Annotated in this window: 35 protein-coding genes; 34 read left to right on the forward strand and 1 reads right to left on the reverse strand. The window is 63.9% G+C overall.

Annotation, left to right across the window (positions count from 1 at the left end):
- The first annotated feature begins 157 nt into the window (after positions 1–157).
- Positions 158–1570, forward strand: a complete 1413-nt coding sequence (locus OG874_RS00005; protein WP_330253032.1) for a tyrosine-type recombinase/integrase — start codon at positions 158–160, stop codon at positions 1568–1570.
- Positions 1571–2172: 602 nt separating this feature from the next.
- Here the strand turns inward: OG874_RS00005 and OG874_RS00010 are convergent.
- Positions 2173–2601, reverse strand: a complete 429-nt coding sequence (locus OG874_RS00010; RefSeq protein ID WP_330253033.1) for a helix-turn-helix domain-containing protein — start codon at positions 2599–2601, stop codon at positions 2173–2175.
- Positions 2602–2766: 165 nt separating this feature from the next.
- Here OG874_RS00010 and OG874_RS00015 point away from each other — a divergent pair, with 165 nt between their 5' ends.
- The 33 genes from OG874_RS00015 to OG874_RS00170 all read left to right on the forward strand — a co-directional run bounded on the left by OG874_RS00015 (position 2767) and on the right by OG874_RS00170 (position 17178).
- Positions 2767–3021: a helix-turn-helix domain-containing protein gene (locus OG874_RS00015; protein WP_330253034.1), complete on the forward strand. Its 255-nt coding sequence runs from the start codon at positions 2767–2769 to the stop codon at positions 3019–3021.
- Positions 3018–3983 (forward strand): hypothetical protein, encoded by a 966-nt coding sequence (locus OG874_RS00020; protein WP_330253035.1) that lies wholly within the window; start codon positions 3018–3020, stop codon positions 3981–3983. Before OG874_RS00015 ends, OG874_RS00020 begins: the two co-directional genes overlap by 4 nt.
- Entirely contained in the window at positions 3980–4267 is a 288-nt protein-coding gene (locus tag OG874_RS00025) for a hypothetical protein (RefSeq protein ID WP_330253036.1), read from the forward strand. The genes OG874_RS00020 and OG874_RS00025 overlap by 4 nt, the downstream gene beginning before the upstream one ends.
- A 207-nt stretch (positions 4268–4474) precedes the next feature.
- On the forward strand, positions 4475–4771 hold the full coding sequence (locus OG874_RS00030) for a hypothetical protein (protein WP_330253037.1): 297 nt from the start codon (positions 4475–4477) through the stop codon (positions 4769–4771).
- Entirely contained in the window at positions 4768–5043 is a 276-nt protein-coding gene (locus OG874_RS00035) for a hypothetical protein (protein WP_330253038.1), read from the forward strand. Before OG874_RS00030 ends, OG874_RS00035 begins: the two co-directional genes overlap by 4 nt.
- Positions 5040–5474: a hypothetical protein gene (locus OG874_RS00040; protein ID WP_330253039.1), complete on the forward strand. Its 435-nt coding sequence runs from the start codon at positions 5040–5042 to the stop codon at positions 5472–5474. Before OG874_RS00035 ends, OG874_RS00040 begins: the two co-directional genes overlap by 4 nt.
- Positions 5475–5550: 76 nt before the next feature.
- Entirely contained in the window at positions 5551–5775 is a 225-nt protein-coding gene (locus OG874_RS00045; protein ID WP_330253040.1) for a hypothetical protein, read from the forward strand.
- Positions 5772–6143 carry a hypothetical protein gene (locus OG874_RS00050; RefSeq protein ID WP_330253041.1) on the forward strand — a complete coding sequence of 124 codons (372 nt, stop codon included), beginning with the start codon at positions 5772–5774 and terminating at the stop codon, positions 6141–6143. Before OG874_RS00045 ends, OG874_RS00050 begins: the two co-directional genes overlap by 4 nt.
- The gene (locus OG874_RS00055; RefSeq protein ID WP_330253042.1) at positions 6140–6376 is read left to right on the forward strand and encodes a hypothetical protein; all 237 of its coding nucleotides are present in this window, start codon (positions 6140–6142) and stop codon (positions 6374–6376) included. Before OG874_RS00050 ends, OG874_RS00055 begins: the two co-directional genes overlap by 4 nt.
- Positions 6373–6591 (forward strand): hypothetical protein, encoded by a 219-nt coding sequence (locus OG874_RS00060; protein ID WP_330253043.1) that lies wholly within the window; start codon positions 6373–6375, stop codon positions 6589–6591. Before OG874_RS00055 ends, OG874_RS00060 begins: the two co-directional genes overlap by 4 nt.
- Entirely contained in the window at positions 6588–6812 is a 225-nt protein-coding gene (locus tag OG874_RS00065) for a hypothetical protein (protein WP_330253044.1), read from the forward strand. Before OG874_RS00060 ends, OG874_RS00065 begins: the two co-directional genes overlap by 4 nt.
- Positions 6809–7408 (forward strand): hypothetical protein, encoded by a 600-nt coding sequence (locus OG874_RS00070; protein WP_330253045.1) that lies wholly within the window; start codon positions 6809–6811, stop codon positions 7406–7408. The genes OG874_RS00065 and OG874_RS00070 overlap by 4 nt, the downstream gene beginning before the upstream one ends.
- Complete coding sequence (locus OG874_RS00075) at positions 7405–7587, forward strand: hypothetical protein (protein ID WP_330253046.1); 183 nt, start codon at positions 7405–7407, stop codon at positions 7585–7587. The genes OG874_RS00070 and OG874_RS00075 overlap by 4 nt, the downstream gene beginning before the upstream one ends.
- Entirely contained in the window at positions 7584–8003 is a 420-nt protein-coding gene (locus tag OG874_RS00080; RefSeq protein ID WP_330253047.1) for a DUF6283 family protein, read from the forward strand. The genes OG874_RS00075 and OG874_RS00080 overlap by 4 nt, the downstream gene beginning before the upstream one ends.
- Positions 8000–8239 (forward strand): hypothetical protein, encoded by a 240-nt coding sequence (locus OG874_RS00085; protein WP_330253048.1) that lies wholly within the window; start codon positions 8000–8002, stop codon positions 8237–8239. Before OG874_RS00080 ends, OG874_RS00085 begins: the two co-directional genes overlap by 4 nt.
- Positions 8226–8486, forward strand: coding sequence for a hypothetical protein (locus OG874_RS00090; RefSeq protein ID WP_330253049.1), 261 nt, complete (start codon positions 8226–8228; stop codon positions 8484–8486). Before OG874_RS00085 ends, OG874_RS00090 begins: the two co-directional genes overlap by 14 nt.
- 234 nt (positions 8487–8720) lie before the next feature.
- On the forward strand, positions 8721–9080 hold the full coding sequence (locus OG874_RS00095) for a hypothetical protein (protein ID WP_330253050.1): 360 nt from the start codon (positions 8721–8723) through the stop codon (positions 9078–9080).
- 25 nt (positions 9081–9105) lie between these two features.
- A complete protein-coding gene (locus tag OG874_RS00100) occupies positions 9106–9357 on the forward strand; it encodes a hypothetical protein (RefSeq protein WP_330253051.1) in 252 nt (83 codons plus the stop codon).
- On the forward strand, positions 9354–9521 hold the full coding sequence (locus OG874_RS00105; RefSeq protein WP_330253052.1) for a hypothetical protein: 168 nt from the start codon (positions 9354–9356) through the stop codon (positions 9519–9521). The genes OG874_RS00100 and OG874_RS00105 overlap by 4 nt, the downstream gene beginning before the upstream one ends.
- Positions 9518–9727, forward strand: a complete 210-nt coding sequence (locus tag OG874_RS00110) for a hypothetical protein (RefSeq protein WP_330253053.1) — start codon at positions 9518–9520, stop codon at positions 9725–9727. Before OG874_RS00105 ends, OG874_RS00110 begins: the two co-directional genes overlap by 4 nt.
- Complete coding sequence (locus tag OG874_RS00115; protein ID WP_330253054.1) at positions 9724–10086, forward strand: helix-turn-helix domain-containing protein; 363 nt, start codon at positions 9724–9726, stop codon at positions 10084–10086. The genes OG874_RS00110 and OG874_RS00115 overlap by 4 nt, the downstream gene beginning before the upstream one ends.
- Positions 10083–10367 (forward strand): WhiB family transcriptional regulator, encoded by a 285-nt coding sequence (locus OG874_RS44560; RefSeq protein ID WP_442943246.1) that lies wholly within the window; start codon positions 10083–10085, stop codon positions 10365–10367. The genes OG874_RS00115 and OG874_RS44560 overlap by 4 nt, the downstream gene beginning before the upstream one ends.
- Positions 10367–10618 (forward strand): hypothetical protein, encoded by a 252-nt coding sequence (locus OG874_RS00120; protein WP_330253055.1) that lies wholly within the window; start codon positions 10367–10369, stop codon positions 10616–10618. The genes OG874_RS44560 and OG874_RS00120 overlap by 1 nt, the downstream gene beginning before the upstream one ends.
- Positions 10615–11076 (forward strand): hypothetical protein, encoded by a 462-nt coding sequence (locus OG874_RS00125; protein WP_330253056.1) that lies wholly within the window; start codon positions 10615–10617, stop codon positions 11074–11076. Before OG874_RS00120 ends, OG874_RS00125 begins: the two co-directional genes overlap by 4 nt.
- Positions 11073–11261: a hypothetical protein gene (locus OG874_RS00130; protein WP_330253057.1), complete on the forward strand. Its 189-nt coding sequence runs from the start codon at positions 11073–11075 to the stop codon at positions 11259–11261. The genes OG874_RS00125 and OG874_RS00130 overlap by 4 nt, the downstream gene beginning before the upstream one ends.
- The gene (locus OG874_RS00135) at positions 11258–12181 is read left to right on the forward strand and encodes a PD-(D/E)XK nuclease-like domain-containing protein (protein WP_330253058.1); all 924 of its coding nucleotides are present in this window, start codon (positions 11258–11260) and stop codon (positions 12179–12181) included. The genes OG874_RS00130 and OG874_RS00135 overlap by 4 nt, the downstream gene beginning before the upstream one ends.
- The gene (locus OG874_RS00140) at positions 12178–12729 is read left to right on the forward strand and encodes a hypothetical protein (RefSeq protein WP_330253059.1); all 552 of its coding nucleotides are present in this window, start codon (positions 12178–12180) and stop codon (positions 12727–12729) included. Before OG874_RS00135 ends, OG874_RS00140 begins: the two co-directional genes overlap by 4 nt.
- Positions 12726–13082: a hypothetical protein gene (locus OG874_RS00145; protein ID WP_330253060.1), complete on the forward strand. Its 357-nt coding sequence runs from the start codon at positions 12726–12728 to the stop codon at positions 13080–13082. Before OG874_RS00140 ends, OG874_RS00145 begins: the two co-directional genes overlap by 4 nt.
- Complete coding sequence (locus OG874_RS00150) at positions 13079–13780, forward strand: HNH endonuclease signature motif containing protein (protein ID WP_330253061.1); 702 nt, start codon at positions 13079–13081, stop codon at positions 13778–13780. The genes OG874_RS00145 and OG874_RS00150 overlap by 4 nt, the downstream gene beginning before the upstream one ends.
- Positions 13777–14229, forward strand: coding sequence for a hypothetical protein (locus OG874_RS00155; RefSeq protein WP_330253062.1), 453 nt, complete (start codon positions 13777–13779; stop codon positions 14227–14229). The genes OG874_RS00150 and OG874_RS00155 overlap by 4 nt, the downstream gene beginning before the upstream one ends.
- Positions 14226–14927: an N-6 DNA methylase gene (locus tag OG874_RS00160; protein WP_330253063.1), complete on the forward strand. Its 702-nt coding sequence runs from the start codon at positions 14226–14228 to the stop codon at positions 14925–14927. Before OG874_RS00155 ends, OG874_RS00160 begins: the two co-directional genes overlap by 4 nt.
- The gene (locus OG874_RS00165; RefSeq protein WP_330253064.1) at positions 14924–16228 is read left to right on the forward strand and encodes a DEAD/DEAH box helicase; all 1305 of its coding nucleotides are present in this window, start codon (positions 14924–14926) and stop codon (positions 16226–16228) included. Before OG874_RS00160 ends, OG874_RS00165 begins: the two co-directional genes overlap by 4 nt.
- Entirely contained in the window at positions 16225–17178 is a 954-nt protein-coding gene (locus OG874_RS00170; protein WP_330253065.1) for a DNA-methyltransferase, read from the forward strand. The genes OG874_RS00165 and OG874_RS00170 overlap by 4 nt, the downstream gene beginning before the upstream one ends.
- The last annotated feature ends 124 nt before the right edge of the window (positions 17179–17302 follow it).

Consider the following 17302-nt stretch of genomic DNA (forward strand, 5'->3'; position numbering starts at 1 on the left):
CTTAGAATCGAGGCGAATCCCCTGGTCAGGGGTATTTTCCGGTGGACCGCAGATCAAGCCGTGACGGCTGGAGCAATCTGTATCAGTCTGTAGTAGCCTACAGTTTCAGCCTACAGTTGGACAAGGGCAGGAATCGCACAAGTAGGAGCTGTCATCCATGACCGAAGAGCGCGCCGACGAAGCTCATGAGATCGGGCAGAGGGATGGAATCTGGCAGCGCAGAGTCGATGTCACCGCGCCTAGTCATGCCGAGCTGATCAAGCGCGTCGCCGCGGTCGAGCGGCTGCTGAAGAAGTTGGCCACCGAGAAACCCAAGCCGCGGCGTGCGCGCGGGGAGGGTGCGTTGTACAAGCGCGGCGAGGACGGCATGTGGGTGGGGCAGATCGAACTACCGAAGGGCCCGGATGGCAAGCGGCGCAAGACCAAACCCGTCTACAGTTCCGACCAAGCAGAAGCCGTCAAGAAACTCAACAAGGTCAAGGATGATATCGCAAAGGGCATCATCGAACAGGCCGACCGGAGGCTTACGGTCAAGGCGTATCTGAAGACGTGGGTGGAGCAGGTCGCCAGACCGCGCCTCGACCCGGGGGCATACGCGAACTATTGCTCTGCCATCGACACTCGCATAGTGCCCGCGATCGGAGGGCGCCGGCTGGCCGAGTTGTCCACCGATGATGTCCGGCAGATGCACAAGTGGATCAGGTCGGCGACCTACAAGCGTGGCAAGACGGTCAAGACGTACAGCACGCGCTCGGTGGAGGAGGCGCACAACGTCTTGTCCAAAGCGCTGGCGGACGCGATGTCGGACGGGGACAAGGGAGTTCACCGCAACGTGTGCAAACTCGTCGGCAAGCCGGGCGTGACCTCGCAGTCTCACGGCGCACTCACCGCCGAGCAGGCCAGGCAGGTGCTCCGCTCGGCGCTCGAGGACAAGGATCCGATGGTAACCAGGTGGGCGGCTGGGCTGATGCTGGGCGGTCGCCAGGGTGAACTGCTCGGCCTGCAATGGGACAGGGTGAATCTCGAAGACGGGACATTGGATCTGGCATGGCAGCTCGACTGGCTCAAGCTCAAGCCGGAGTGCAAGTCCGACGATCCGGACCGGTTCGAGGTTCCGGACGGATTCGAACTGATCCCGTTGTGGCGCGGGGCGGCATTGAAGCGGCCGAAGACAGTGAAGTCTCAGCGCCTGATTCCGCTTCCTGAGCCGCTGACGGCGATCCTGACCGTGTATCGGGATCGTGCGCCGTCGAACCCATGGGGGCTCGTCTGGGTGACGGTGCCTACCGAGAAGTCGAGATTCAAGGGGCCCAAGCCGATCTCGAACAAGGATGACTTGGCCAGCTGGAAGGCCGCGCAGGTTCGCGCGGGGATCGATCCGGTTGATGTGCACGCGATGCGTGGAACCACGGCCACACTTCTTATGGAGGCCGGGGTTGACGCACGGATCATTCAGGAGATCCTCGGACATTCGAACGTGGTGACGACTCGCGGTTACCAGCAAGTCAACCTCGAGGCGCAGCGGAGGTCTCTCGGCAGCCTGGATGGTTTGCTGAAGCTCGAGCATTGAGTTGCCCGCTGGACGGTCGGAATGTTGATCGAATTGCAATCTCCGATGGTGCCATCATCCGGATGTTTGCTGTATGCGGATAACTCGAAGGTTAGGGTCGGATCAGTTACCGGCCGGTTAGCCCGCTATGCCAGTGCATATGTGCTTGCAAGTGACCACATAGAGCAGTGCATGGTTCGGTATGGACTGCGAAAAACGTTGGCTTGCTGGGTGATTGCGAAGGATATTCAGACCGCCCAGTCCGAACCGATTCGCCGGTTTTGTTCGCCGAACCGCTTCAGGATCATTCCAGCACAACCTATGCTCTGGTTTACATCTCAACGATGTCTGTACATCAAGAACTGGGTCGGGGCCTGGTAACTGGAGAGTGACGTGTGAACAGGGATGAGGCCGGACCGACAGCGAACCTGGCACGATTATCGGACCCGGCGGACCGCAATTGCGTTAGCCCAGAAGCCCTCTCGGTGGCGTTGCTCAGATTGAGCCCGACCGCACTGGACTGCGCACTCGGGCACGCGGCAGCTACGAGGTTCCGGCACAGACGGGAAACGGTCTGCGACCTCATCGTGGGCGCTGTCGTGATGGGCATTAGCCCGATCGCGTTATTCGACTCCCTCGATATCCCCTAGGGCGAGGCCGAGGAACTTCTGTAGCGGCATGTCGAGCGCCCTGAGGATTGCGGCCAGCTGCTGAAGATCTGGTGATCGTTCGCCGTTCTCGAAACGCTGGATCGTGCTGAGCCCCAAGCCTGTTAGTTCCTTGAGCTCTGGCCGGGACAGCCCCCTTTTGCCGCGCAGCCCGCGCAGCTCGTCTCCGATGGCCTTGTTGATGGCGGCGGCCAGAGCGTCGTTATCCATGTGGAACAGTTTGAGTTCCGAACGGCCCTCGCGCAAGTCTTGGCCGATATGCATTCTTGCGAACTCACGATAGAAACAGTTCACTTCGGGGTTGCTCGGGTTCCAAATCGAGCGTAATCTACTCCGTATGGAACAGCTCGACGAGGCGGCGACGCAGAACATCTTGCGTGCCATGAGCATAGCTGGCGTAGACCTAGACGGACTAGCCACAGCATCCGGAATCCATAAGGCGACCTTGCTTCGCAGGATGGCCAGCGGACCCTGGAAGCTGCAAGAACTCGGCCGGATCGCACGCGCGCTGGGCTGCCGCACCATGGACCTGGTGTCAGAGGTCGCGGCATGAACAGTCAGTCAGTCGACACAGCCATCCAGGCCACGCTTCAGCAGATCTCCTACAACGTGCGCCAAGCCCATCTGGCCACTGGCATTGGCGAGTCGACGCTCCGGAAGCTGGTTCGTGAAGGCCACCTCGCTGCCCGCTATCTCGGGTCGACTCTGCTGATCGACGCCGACGACCTGAAGCGGCTCTTCGCATCTCTGCCCAGCGAGAAGCAGGTCGACCGTGACGTCGCCGCGAATCGCGGTGTGGCATGAGCGACTTGACCCTGGCCACTGCCCGCGCCGAACGCGATGCCCTCGCCGCACGCACCGATGTCCTCGACAAGGTCGGGGTGTTGCGCTCCCTCCCGGGCGGGATGTACGTCACCACGGAGATGGCCGCCGAGTTCTACGAGGTGAGTGTCGAACTCATCCGTCGAGTCGTCAGCGACAATCGCGCCGAGCTCGACAGCGACGGTTACCGCGTCACGATCCGGTCGGCATTTGAGAGTGAATACGGCTCACTCTCAAATCTGGACCCGCGCGCCCGGCAGATCGCCCTGTTCCCCCGCCGCGCAGTGCTGCGGATCGGAATGCTATTGCGCGACTCCGACGTAGCGCGTCGCGTCCGTGACTACCTCCTCAACTCCGAAGAGCGCGAGCGAACTCTCGACCCGGCGAACCTCACGCGGCTGCAAATCCTTGAGATCGCAATGGATTCTGAGCGCCGAGCCCTAGAGTTGGCCGCGCAGGTCGAAGCCGACCGGCCGATGGTGGAGCGCGCGAAGCAGCACGCTGGCGGCTCCGGCATGGAGACCAGGACCCAGTTCTTCCGTGAGGTCAAGGCGTGGGCGCAGAAGAACCACGGTGTGGTCGTCAAGCGTGACCACGTCAATGACTTCCTGTCGACCCTCAAGCTCGGCCTGTTCGTGCGCGGTAGACGTGGCGACTCGGGCGAGGCGACAGCGTGGGCGATCGAGAAGGGCTACGCCGACAACGCCCAAGGAACTTCCGACAGCGGCCACAACTATGCGACCGGGAAGTTGACGGCGCGCGGCCAGCAGTACGCCTGGGAGCGGATCGTCCGCTACATCGACGCGAACGGCACGTTGGCGCTGCCCCGTCAGATCGGATCGGCGCAGGTCGCTCAGGTTGTCGACGCCGACAAGCTGGCTGCCACCAGCGATTTTGCTGACGCCGACAACATGGTCCTTCCAGGGATGGAGGGGTCGGCATGAATGTCTGGGGCAAGTCGGTAGCCGAGGTTATTGATCCCGATCGTGAGCGCCAGGTGGATGCCATCGTGTGGCGGCGGCTCGGCAAGCGGTTCCGTGAGTGCACGCTGGACGAAATTCAGCGGCTGATTGTTGTGCTCAATGCAGAGGCTTCTGCGGATCACCGCCGCGCGCTCGCAGCCGAACGGAAGATCGCCGCTGGTCTGGCGATGATCGACCAATACAACGCATCCGTCGCTGATGGTGCGAATCGCGCTGAGCAGTGGGCGAACGGCGGTGCTGCATGACCGCCCCATCGAAGGCCCGTCCTGATACTGCCGCTGCGGCCGTGCTCGTGGTCAGCGCTGCTGTCCTGCTGTGGGATGCCCTGCTCGAGCGTGCGGAGCGGAGGGCGGAGCGGTGATCACCGGTATCTGCATTTTCCTCGGCGTGTGGGCGTCGGTTGTCGCCGTGATCCTCGGTCTCGTCGGCCGCACCCTGTTCGGGAGGCGGCGATGAGCGACGACTCGAACATCAGCTACCTGAGCAACCAGTCCACGAAGGTGTCTCGTCTGCGTGAATACACCTCCGACGCGGTAAAGGCCAGCCTGCCGTCCGTGCTCTACCCGGCTGCCGTGGTCAGTGTTATCGGCTGGTGCCTGTATCTGCCGGGGTGGATCGACGCTGATCTTTTCGTGGCGATTCTGCGGTGCTCGTTGGCCTATGCCGCTGGTGGTGCTGTAGCTGTTCCTGGACTTATTGCGGTCGAACTGTGGCGGGACCGGTTGCGCGGCAAGGGGGCACGTCGATGAACCTCCGCACCTTCTGGTCCCTGCTGCGCGCCGAACTCGGTGCGACCGTCGACGGCTATATCGCCGAACGGTTGCCCACCCCGAACTCCCTCCCGGCGGAACTCCCCGCTGAACGCGCCGCCGGCGAGGGTGAAGGGGCGCATCCTGCGGAGGAGATCTCCGTCGGACCCCTCACCGATGTAGAGGTCCCGCAGGATGCGTCCCACCGCCACCGGTATTTCCGGTGGCTGAACCCGCAGGTGTGTATCGAGTGCGGCGGGGTGCAGCGATGACCGCCGATCGGTTGGCCGACCTCGCGCACCGGGCGCTCGCTGAGACCCGTGAGCCTGGTTGGCCGTATGACGGGGGCGGTGCCGATGCTTGGTCTGGCTGTGTCGACGGGATGCTCGGCGGTGCGACCGGCGAGTACTGCGCCGCGGTACGTCCGGCCGCGATCTTGGCGGTGCTGGATCTGCTGAAGCTGATCGCGGGCGACCGGTGCTCACGAGTCTGGAGCGGTTCGCGCTGTTGGGATGACCCGACCTTGACGCCTGACTGCCCATGGACGGCGGACCGGTGGTGCGAATGCTGCACCGCCCAGGCGGCACTCGATGCCCTGACTTCCTCATTGCCAGTGACTAGCTCCGGCGATGAGGCTGCGCACCCCGAATCGTCACGTGATGACGATCTCGCCGATTCGGGGTGCGCCTCCCACTTCCCGTGAAAACGGGATCGGCCGCCGCGGGCCCAATCCGCGACAGCCAGCAAATAACTAAATGCCAAGAAGAAAGTCTACCGCAATGACTATCCACACGCCCGCGTGCCAAACCGCACTCGCTGAGTTCCTTTCCGCCGCAGAGGATTCCGTGCAATACCGCATTGCTCATTACGTCGAGGAGCATGAGGCTCCCGAAGGTTTGGATCTGCTGTTGACGGTGCTGTTCGAGGACGCCCCGGAGACGCCGGAGTTCGTGACGGCCCAGCGTCTGCTGCCGTCCCTGCTCGCTGAGGCGGTCCAGTCATGACCGAGTCATTCATCAGCCTGCGTCACGTCCCGATCACCGCCGACGGTATCGACGTGAACTGGTTCCCGAACGAGAGCCTGCATTGCGTCGGATTCCTCGTGGGCTTCGAGACGCGAGTCTCGATCTACCTGACCGACGCCGACGCCCGCGCGCTGCACGACGCCTTGGGCAAGGGGATCAAAGACCTCGCCAGCAAGCGAGCCGCCGAAGTCCTCGCCGCGACCATTGTCGACGGGGAGCCGTCGGCCCCCGAGTTCTGCCCGGACTGCGGCCACACGAACGGACATGGCCTGGTCCATAGGCGCAACACCGCCGGTGGCGGCGGCAGCAACGTGCCGTGCCCGAACACAGAGGCGGTGCAGGCATGAGCACATCCCGTTTGCCGGACTGGGCGGAATTCGTGATCGCCCTGCTGAACACCGACCCGACTTCGACCGGCTACGGAATCGCCGCCCACGTCAAGACTTTGACCGACGAGGACGAGGTGGTCGCCTTCCTGCACGGCACCATGCGTAACTGTCCGGCGGATTCCCGTTCCGCAGAGGTTGCGTGGGAACTGCTGTGGCTCATCGGCGCTGCGGAACTGGCGGTGCAGCCGTGAGCAGCGTCGTCAACTTCAAGCAAGCCGAGTTCTCCTCCTCCGACATCCAGGTCGAGTGGGATCCGCCCACCGACGTGCACACGGTGTGGTTGGGCGGTCAAGCCCGGGTGCAGCTCTCGCCGGCGGATGCGCAAACCCTGCTGGAGTTGCTCGGTGCGTCCGTCACTTCCGCTCTCGCCCTGCGGGCGTCTCTGACTGCCGAGGTGCAGTCATGAGGGGCTGGAGGCGCGCGCCGTGGCAGGCATACGTCGACGACTTGGGGCGGATGCCGAAGGGGTCGACGGAGCGAGGGATCGCGGACTACATCACCGGACCGGTCGGGCCGGACCAGATCGATGTCTACCTCGAGCAGTTGATGCGGGAGAACCCCGAGAACAACCGCGCGCATGAGATCGCTTGGGAGATCTGGACTCTGATGCACGGGAGGGTGGCATGACTTCCATAGAGCAGGACGCGAAGCGGTCATTCCTGGGATACGTCAAGGGCAAGGAGATGACGGTCCTTCATGACGAGGGCCTGTATCGACACCTCCGTTTCGGTGCGCGCGGCAGCGTCGGCTGGTTCGAGCTTGTCACCTGGCCGGGAAGCCTTGCCATCAAAGGCGATATCGGAGGGTCGTACATCTTCGCCCGGCTCGACGACATGTTTCAGTTCTTCGGCAGCAATCCGGACTACATCAACCCCGGCTACTGGGACGAGAAGATCCAGGCGGGCGGCCCGACTCGGGCGTTCTCCGACGACCTGTTCAAGCAGCGGGTTGTCGAATACTTCTGGGACATTCGTCACGCCTACAAGGGGGAGTCCGCGCGCCTGTTCCGTGCGATCCGCGAAGACGTTCTGGACTACGGCGAATGCCAGGACGAAGCCCGCACTGCGCTCAACACCTTCGCGTATCGCGACAACGACGGCGAACTGTTCGAGTTCGGCGACACATGGGAATGGAACTTCACCGACTGGTCCATCCACTATCTGCGTGCCTGCTACGCGATCGTGTGGGGCATCAGTCGCTACCGGGCGGTGGTGTCGGCGTGACCAAGCATCTGCATATGCCGCACCTGCCCGAGGTGGCCGCCGAGGCGGTAGAGAACGCCCTTCACCACTTTCGCAAGCCCCAGCCTGTCTACACCGACCCGGCCGCTATTGCGCGGTGGGCGGAGTGGCTGACCCCGGACGAGTGGGAGCGCCAGCACGACGGGAGGTCTGAGCGATGAAGTCTCCTGCCCCTCGCCCTTGCGAGTCCTGCCCCTACCGCCGCGATGTCCCGTCCGGGGTTTGGGCGGCCGAGGAATACGACAAGCTCCGCGACTTCGACGACCAGCACGGGGCACGCATGACGGCTCTGTTCTATTGCCATCAGCACGACGCTGATGACGAGCGCTCCCGTCTGTGCGCGGGATGGGTTGGATGCCACGGGCATAGCTCGATCGGACTGCGGATCGCCGTCGCCTCTGGCCGGGTGAGCCGCACCGTGTTCGAGTACGAATCTCCGGTGCCGCTGTTCGCCAGCGGGGCCGAGGCTGCCGATCACGGACAGGCTGACATCGCCGATCCCAGTGAAGATGCGGCGCGGCTGATCGACAAGATCACCGCCAACCGTCCGAGCGTGGACGCAGGTGATCAGCGATGACCCGCCAACATGTCAGCGAAACGAACCGTGACTGGGTCATGGTGTGCGACGAGGAGGGTTGCGCTACCGCGTCGGAGGTGTTCCCGAAGCAGCCGGACCTGGAGGTATTTCACGGGCGCGGCTGGTTCATCGCCGCCTGCTCTGGTGACATATGCCCGGCATGCCTCGCCAACGGTGTCACACCGACCGTGGAGCCGTATCTGATGCCCGAGGCGGTGACTGATGGGCACGCGTGAGGACCGGCAGCAGATCGCGGTGCTGCTCAACAAGATCCCAACAGCCTGCCCCGCCGACATGCACGAGTGGGTGCTGACCGGCCACCAGCTGATCGAGGACGACCGCGGCGACATCGTTTTCAGCCCAGATCCTGACACGGCCAGTGGGGCGTTCTGCGCGCTAGCGGCTGCGGTGCACGAGCCCGGCCGCTGTTACTGCGGCAAATTCCGCACGGCCGGACGGGAGTTGACCGATGGACGCGCATGAGGGCCCGTCGTTCTGGCGACGTTTGCTGTCGGTGCTGGCTGGCGCCTGGCCAGCTTTCCGGCCGAGCAGTGAGCGAGCGACCGATGAGTCGTGATCCGTGGTGGCAGCCATATGAGCAGCCCGGCCGCACCGGTCAGGTAGCGGTCCAGCGTGCTGGTTCTGTCGGCTGCCCCTGCCTGTCGTTTGAGCCGTGCCCGTGCGGGCGGGGCGTCTATGCACCTCGGGAGGAAACACATGACTGCATCTGAACCACATTCGCTGCGCGTCGAGCAGCTGCTCGACCGTGGCCGCGTAGAGCTGAGCGAGCGAGTCAGTCTGGAACGAGAAGCGCACGCGCTCGGATGGAGCGTTCTGCATCCCGCACCCAACGTCATGTACATGGCCAGGGCCGGATGGGTCGTCTCGGTGCGGTGGTCGGCGGACGGTGTGATCACCGTTGCGATGGCGACCGAGCCTGGCGGGCTCAGTTGGGTCCGCGATCAGTCCACCAACGGGGCAGGGGTCGGGCGCTGGGTGTCCTCAGTGCTGCAAGGCCGGGTCTGTGCCGAATGCGGCGAGTATCGAGTTGCGGGGGACGCACATGACTGCCTGTGACGTCACTGAGCGCACCGAGATAGAGGTGCTCGCAATCGATCTCGGCTGGGTCATCTGGAAGGACGAGACCCGGACAGTGTTCGGGTACAACGCCCAGACGTTGACCGTGGCCTGGGTTGGTGGTGTCGCTATCCGCGCTCGCATCACTAACGCTGCCGGGCAGGAGACGGTACGCCGAGACTCCTATGACTGGCAGACACAACCTGTCGGGGCGTGGGTGCGGATGATGTTGCACGCCATCGTCACCTCCCGTCCGGCAGGGGAGGTTGTGGCGTGAGCGACGAACTGATCGCAGCCGCCGAGAAGCATCTCGCCGCCGACCATGCCCGCGACGAAATCCTCGACAAGGTCCGCCGGTTCGCTGAAGCCCTCGCATCCGATGAGTGCGCCGAGCTGCGCGCCGTCGGCACCGAGCTTCAGGGATTGGTCGGTGTTCCATGACCGGCCTGTGGTTGGCGCTGCTCGGGCGCGGCTGGGAACTGGTCGCCGTGGGCTTCCTGATGATCGCCGTCGCGGCGATCATCCTCGGCCCTGGAGACGACTACTCCTGTGCCCCCGCGCGCGAGGAGGACGACGGCGAAGAGATCCCGTACGACCCTGACCGGCAGCGGGATTGGGACATCGCAGACCGGATGGAGGCAATGTGAATACCGTCCGCGCCCGCCTCACCGATGACGAGGTCCGGGAGATCCGTGTCCTCATCGGCCAGGCCTGGACTCACGCCGACATCGCCCGCAACTTCTGTGTGCACCAATCCACGATCACGCGTATCGCGAGGGGTGAGAGCCACGCCGATGTCCTGGATGACGCAGAACGCAGCGGTCCGTGCCGCTGCCACAACTGCCTGATCGACGAACGCCGCGAACTGAACCTGGACCTCGCGAACGGTGTTGACGCACCCCAGGTGTGCGTTCACTGCGGCGGCACCACGAGCGCCAAGTCCAGCACGATCCGGAATTCGCGCGGTCACACGATCTGCACCAACTGCGAGGGGAGGAAGAAGTGAGCGAGCACTGGGGCGATAAGGCTGCGTGCCGGTCGATATATCCCGAGACGTTCTTCCCTCCCGGACGCGTCGATTCCGTCAACCGGCAGAAGCAGGTACAGGTAGCTGTCGCGGTCTGCACACCTTGCAAGGTCCGGCGGGAATGCGCAGATGACGCTATCCGACGCAACGCCGCACACGGTGTGGTCGCTGGTGTCGACCTTGGCGACAACTCTTCGAGCCATTCGCTGACACCGGAGTGTGAACGCGCGTTGCGTGCTGTCGCCGATGGGGTGGCGTGATGGCCCGCTACGAAGACCACCACAAGATCGCCATCGCTGCCCTGGATCTCGCCGAGCAGGTCCGCGATAGCGACCCGATGCAGCTGTACCGGCACCTGGCCCTGCAGTGCGCGCGAGACCCAGAGCGGATGGCGCAGATCATCATGTGCCTCGCTGTGTGGTTGGACCCGACAACGTCCACGCTGCAGCTCGGCCGCCGCGCTGAGGCCGCTGCAGCGTCGCGCGTCAAACCAGTAGGAGCGGCGTCATGACCCGCCTGACCGAGAACGAGCGGGACCTACTGCGCCGCATACCCCAGTACGTCGGGCACTGCATCGCCGACCCAGAAGGCGGCATCGAGCACCTGCGGGACGGGCACGGCAGCGGTGGTGGTGGCGGATTCACCTACCAGTTCACGAAGACCGCGGTCACCGGGCAGTGGCACGAATGGATCCCGGTCGCATGGGCAACGGCTGGCGACCGCCGGCCGGAGGGCCAACCGATCAGATGGCGCCAGGGGGAGCTGCTTCGTGAGGCGCGGGTGAGCTACGGCAGCCTGCAGCAGTGGTGCGAATCGGTCCCCGCTGAGGTGCGCGATCAGGCGTTGACATGGTGGCGGACCTACCCGGAGGACACGCGTGATCTCGCGGCCCTGGTCCGGCTGACGTTGCAGCAGTTGGCTGATCCCGAACCGGCAGACCTTCTCGAGCTGCTGGAGGTTCAGGGATGAGCCGCCCCGGCGCCCAGGACTGGCGCCGCACATGGACTGATGGACGTTCCAGTTTCACCGTCGAGCACGACGTCGACGGCCGGATCCGCGTCAGCGTCGATGACGTTGAGCACCCAGGTTTCGCTGCCAATTTCAGCCGTTCCACGCGCGCCGAGATCGCCGACTTCATCGAGGAGGGTGCATGACAACCCCTGCTGTGCACGACTGCCCGTTCTGCCGCGGCGAGGGTTGCCCACACTGTGGAGGCGGCGGGGAGGTCGACGACCGCGAGATCTACGAAGCGCCAACCACGCCGGGCGTCTTCGACGGCATCAGCGATGCGGTCTATCACGGCGACAGGAATTCGTTGTCATCGTCGGGCGGCCGGAAGCTGCTGCCGCCCAGTTGTCCTGCGGTATTCAAGTGGGAGCGCGACAACCCGCCCGACTCCAACGAGGACTACGACCTCGGCCACGCCGTGCACGCCCTGGTGCTCGGCACGGGTCTGGAGATCGACGAGGTGAAGGCCACCTCGTGGCGCACCAACGACGCGAAGAAGCAGCGCGCCGACGCCTACAAGGCAGGCAAGGTGCCGCTACTCACCGCGGGGGTGAAGAAGGCACACGCCATGGCTGAGGCGGTCCCCCGCAACGCACAAGCGCGAGACCTGTTGTCCGAAGGCCGCCCCGAGGTGTCGATGTATTGGACGGACCCGGCGACGTGGGTTCGGTTGCGGTCGCGCCCGGACTGGATGATCGAGTCTGGTCCGCTGATGCTGGTCGACCTCAAGACGACCAAAGCCGCAGACCCGCAACTGTTCCGTGCATCAGCGTCCTCGATCGGCTACCACCAGCAAGCCGCCTGGTATATCGACGGCGCTCGCGACCTGCTGGACGTGGATCCGCGGTTCGTGTTCATCGCATTGGAGAAAGAGCCGCCGCACCTGGTGTCGGTGCACGAGTTCGAACGCGAGGACATCGAGATCGGCCGCCAGCTCAATCGCCTGGCCATCGAGATCTACGCCGCCTGCACCGCCGAGGACTACTGGCCTGGCTACGGCGATTTCATCCACTCCATGCGCCTGACCTCTCGGGCGCGCTACCACGCTGAGGAGCTGCTCCGGTGAGCATCGACATGAATTACGTTGACGTCGCTGAACGCATCGTCGATGTCCGCGGCGATGCAGAACGCGTCTACCCGAAAGGGTCGTTCCAGCCCTGGGATAAGGCTCACCCATACCGGATCGAGACGATCGGCGACCAGACCTACGTCGTCGTGGTCGCCGCCTTCTATCGCACACCTGACGATCCATGCCCCGGCGTCGGCATGGCGTGGGAGATCGTCCCCGGCCGTACATCGTTCACGAAGTTCAGCGAGCTACAAAACGCCGAGACCAGCGCCTGGGGTAGGGCTCTCGTCGCCGCCCTGGCTGCCGACACCAAGCGCGGCATCGCCTCGGCGCAGGAGATGCAGGGCCGTGAGGAACCGATCGACCCCGTGAAGGCCGCGCGGATCGAGCTGTCGCAATTGCTGAAGAAGATCGGTATCCAGCCTGACGAAGCAGCTGAGCGGTTCGCCGCTGACGGACACGGAGCCATTGGTCAGTCCGCTGATGTCGAGGCGATCAAGAATCTCACCGCCCACTACCGCGAGATGGCGGGCGAAAAGTCATGACCACCGACTACAACCCGGTTCGCATCGAAGAGGCAATCAGGGAATGCGCCAACCAGATCGCCGAAGGCGTGAAGGTGTGTGGCGAACGATACAAGGCTTACCTCGACGCCGATCGCGAGTACGACGTCGCATTCGCCCTCGCATATGTGGACGCCGACGGGATGCCACAGCAGCAGCGGAAGTACCACGCCGAGCTGAGGACCGAGTCCAAAAGGGCAGCTCGGGATGACGCCGACGCAGCCTACAGGTACGCGGACCGGCGCGCTCGCGCGCTCGAGGCTGAGCTTCGCGCGCTGCAGTCGGTGAACAAGTCGGTTGTCAGCGCGTACAACGTCGCAGGGAGGGGCGAGTGAGATTCACCATCACCTGCAAGACATGCGGCACGGTCGTGGAGAAGACCCGCACCCCAGCACAGTTCGCCCAACGGGGCGCACCGCAGTTCTGCTCCAATGCATGTCAAGGCTCGGCCATGCGCCGAAATCGGACCTGCTCGATCAAGAGCTGCGGCGAGCGGAACCATGCCCACGGATACTGCGCAGTCCACGCCGCTCGGCTGGCGCGTAGCGGCGACCCATTGGCGACCCGCCGGACGACCACCGAAGAGAGCTTCTGGTCGCGCGTCAACAAGAACGGACTCGGCGGCTGTTGGATCTGGACGGGCGAGATCCAGAAGGAGAACGGCTACGGCAAGTTGGCATCCCGACTGCCACTGATCCCTGGAGGCAGCAAGCTTGCCCATCGCGCATCCTACGAACTGCATACCGGCCCCATCGGCGAGGGCTTGCAGGTTGATCACCTCTGCCATATCCGAGCCTGCGTCAACCCTGACCATTTGGAAGCCGTGACGCCGAAGGAGAATACACGCCGCGGGCTGCACGGGGAGATGCGCACCCATTGCAAGTACGGGCATGAACTGGTCGGGGAAAACATCGCCTACGACGCCAAGCGGAACTGCCGTCGGTGCCGAACATGCGCGCGGACACGCGACCGGCGTAGGCGCGCCAGTGTGCGGCAGATGTACGGCGTTGCTGGGCGAGGTGAGGGCGCATGACCGTCCATCCCTCAGCCAAGAACTTGGCGAAGGACATCGCCCGGCAGATGTGGCCGAAGGTGCAGCCGCGCCGTAAGCGCGCGAGCAAGACAGCCCGCCGCGCACCGGAGGGCTTCTCGAAACCGGTGAAGGCTCTCATGTTCGTGCGCGCCGGTGGCCGCTGCGAGATCGACGACTGCGGCCCTATCGAGCACTGGCATCACCGCGGCGCCCGATCCCTCGGCGGGACGAAAGCGCCATGGGTGAACCGGGCCGCCAACGGGTTAGGGCTCGCTGCGGCTTGTCATGAGCATGTGGAGGCGTACCGGACCAACGCGTACCGCAACGGCTGGCTGGTGTCGCGCAACGGCACACAGACCGCCGTCGACGTCCCTGTCCTGTACCGCGGCCGGCTGGTGTTGCTCGACGATGCCGGCGGTATCCGCCCGATCGAGGGAAGGGCAGCATGACCATCTCGGCGAAGGGGGCAGCGGAACAGATACGCAAGCTCGGGGTTGACCACGGCGAAGCGATTCGAGGTCTGCTGAATGGCGTGGCCGCTGCGCATGGGACTGAACTCCCATGGCCAGTTTCGATATCTGGCCTGCCGCCGGTGGACACCATCGCAATGGTCGGAGAGGTCCATCAGCTGCTGTTAGGCGGGCAGTCCGGCAAGAGGGGCGATCAAGGTTCCTACTACACCCCGAACCCGCTGGCGGGGTTCATGGCCCGATTCACTGCCGAGATCGAGGAGTCCCGGCTCGCTGGTGTGTATCCGACCGACATTGTCGCGATAGACCCCGCGTGCGGCGCTGGCGTGATGCTGGTACAGAAAGCGCACGCACTGATCGGACAGCTCCTGGTCGCACAGGCCGCGCAGATCAATGAGATGACGGGCGGGCACGTTCCGCAGGATGTGGTGCGGCGCGGCCTGTTTGCCGACCTGGCCCTCGACTGCATTTTTGGTGTCGATATTGACCCTGTCGCGGTGGACATCACGAAGACGGCGTTGTGGCTGGAGACGGATGGGTCAGTTCCGGTCACATGGATGGACGGCAACGTGATCGCGGGGAATGTCCTGGCAGGCGATCTTCCGCCGCGCTTCATCGAGCGTTACGACGACAACCCGCCGGACATCATCAGCGAGATAGCAGGGGGTGCGGGGTGACCGCGTACGCAGAATTCTTACAAGGGAAAAAGAGGCGCGTGGAACAGGCAGGCCGGTACGTGGACCTCACCGCCATCCATCCGATGCTCCACCCATGGCAGGCCGAACTCGTCCAGTGGGCAGTAGGAGCGTCCCGCGCGGCGCTCTGGGCGGACACGGGGATGGGCAAGACCGTAATGCAAGTCGAGTGGGCTCGCCTGTCTGGCGACACGGCGTTAATCGTGGCGCCGCTTGCGGTGTGTCAGCAGACAGTCCGCGAGGCGGCGAAGGTCGGCGTCTCGGCGACCTATGTCCGCTCCGGCGCGGAGATCGAAGGACCCGGCGTGTGGGTCACCAACTACGAGATGGTTCCCCACTTCGACGCCGACAAGCTGGATGCTGTTGCGTTGGATGAGAGTTCGATCCTGAAGCAGTCCGACGGCAAGACCCGCTCCATGCTGATCGAGCACTTCCGTGCGGTCCCGCATCGGTTGGCATGCTCAGCGACACCAGCGCCAAATGACCCGGAAGAGCTAACGAACCAGGCTGAGTTCCTGGGCCGCATGTCCCGCGCGCACATGCTGGCTGCGTACTTCATCCACGACGCTGACGGGTGGAGGCTCAAGGGCCACGCGAAGGCGCCGATGATGCGCTGGATGGCACAGTGGGCGGTTGCCCTGACTCGCCCATCGGATGTCGGCGGCGATGACACCGGATACGACCTGCCGGGGTTGAAGATTGTTCCGCACCTGCTGGCGGTCGATGTGGTGCCCGATGATCAGTTGTTTGCCACCGAGATAGGTGGCGTGAGCGGTCGCGCAGAGGTTCGCAGGAAGACCTTGAACGCGAGGGTCGCTGAAGCCGCACGGCTTGTCGCCCACGAGCCGGATGAGCCGTGGCTGTTGTGGTGTGGACTCAACGCTGAAGCTGACCTTCTTGCGGCCATGATCCCCGACGCGGTCAACGTGCACGGTGGGCTGTCGCCAGAAGAGAAGTCGCAGCATCTGCTGGACTTCGCGGACGGCAAAATCCGCCGGATCATCACTAAGCCGAGCATCGCGTCTCTCGGCTTGAACTGGCAGCACTGCCACAAGATGGCGTTCGTCGGGCTCGGCGACTCGTACGAGCAGTACTACCAGGCGATCCGCCGCTGCTACCGATACGGGCAAACCAGAGTGGTTGAGGCGCACGTGATCCTGTCCGAACTCGAATCCCAAATCGCCGCGAACATTTCCCGCAAAGAACGCCAAGCCGGTGACATTACCGCCGCCCTGGTCGCCGAGATGCGCCGCGCTCGCACACAATTTGAGGTAGCAGTATGAACTCGTACATCACAGACGACGCAGCCGGAAGAAACTGGGAACTCAAACTCGGTGATTCGTGCGAGCGGCTCGCCGAAATAGCGGATGACAGTGTCGACCTGTCGGTGTGTAGCCCGCCGTTCGACAGCCTCTACACCTACAGCCCATCAGTCCGGGACCTCGGCAATAGTTCCTCGCGAGGCGAGTTCCTGGAGCATTACCGGTTCATCGTCGAGCACCAGTTGCGGGTGACCAAACCTGGTCGGATCGCCTGCATCCATGTGCAACAGGTGGCCACAAAGAAGGCCGTTGACGGGTATATCGGGCTCACCGATTTTCGTGGCGATGTCATTCGGTTGTTCCAGTCGGTCGGGTGGATCTTCTTCGGCGAGGTAACCATCTGGAAGGACCCGCAAGCACAGTCGATCCGGACGAAGTCGCAGCAGTTGGCGTTCGCCAGCAAGAACCGGGACTCCGCTCGTATCCGGCCAGCATTGGCTGACTACCTGCTGGTGTTCAAGAAGCCCGGCGACAACGCGGTGAAGATCCCACACGAGGCGACTCGTGGTGAAGTCACCAACGACGACTGGATCGACTGGGCAAGCCCGATCTGGACCGACCATCAGGAGGGTGGATGGATCGGCGAGGACGGGAACCTCTGTCCAGTGTGGTTCGGGATCAAGGAGACGGACACGCTCAATGTCCGAGTCGCGCGTGAGCAAGCGGACGAGCGGCATATAGCGCCACTGCAGTTGGGTTTCATCGAGCGCTGCGTGCGGCTGTGGAGCAATCCGGGCGAGTTGGTTCTCACACCGTTCGGCGGGATCGGATCCGAGCTGTACATGTCGGTCCGCTTGGGGCGCAGGGCGATCGGGATCGAATTGAAGCCATCATATTGGCGTACCGCAGTGGACAGCCTCACCCGTCTCGAGGCGGAGTTGGCGGCACCGTCACTGTTCGAGGTGTCGTGATGGCTAGCCCGGAAACCATGCCGTTGGAGGCGGGCGGAGCCGTCATGGCCGACGCCACTCAAAGGACCATTTGCCCCGCGTGTCGACCGGAACTCGAGTGGACATACGAGATCGGTTGCCCCGC

Source organism: Nocardia sp. NBC_00565 (assembly GCF_036345915.1).
GTDB lineage: Bacteria > Actinomycetota > Actinomycetes > Mycobacteriales > Mycobacteriaceae > Nocardia.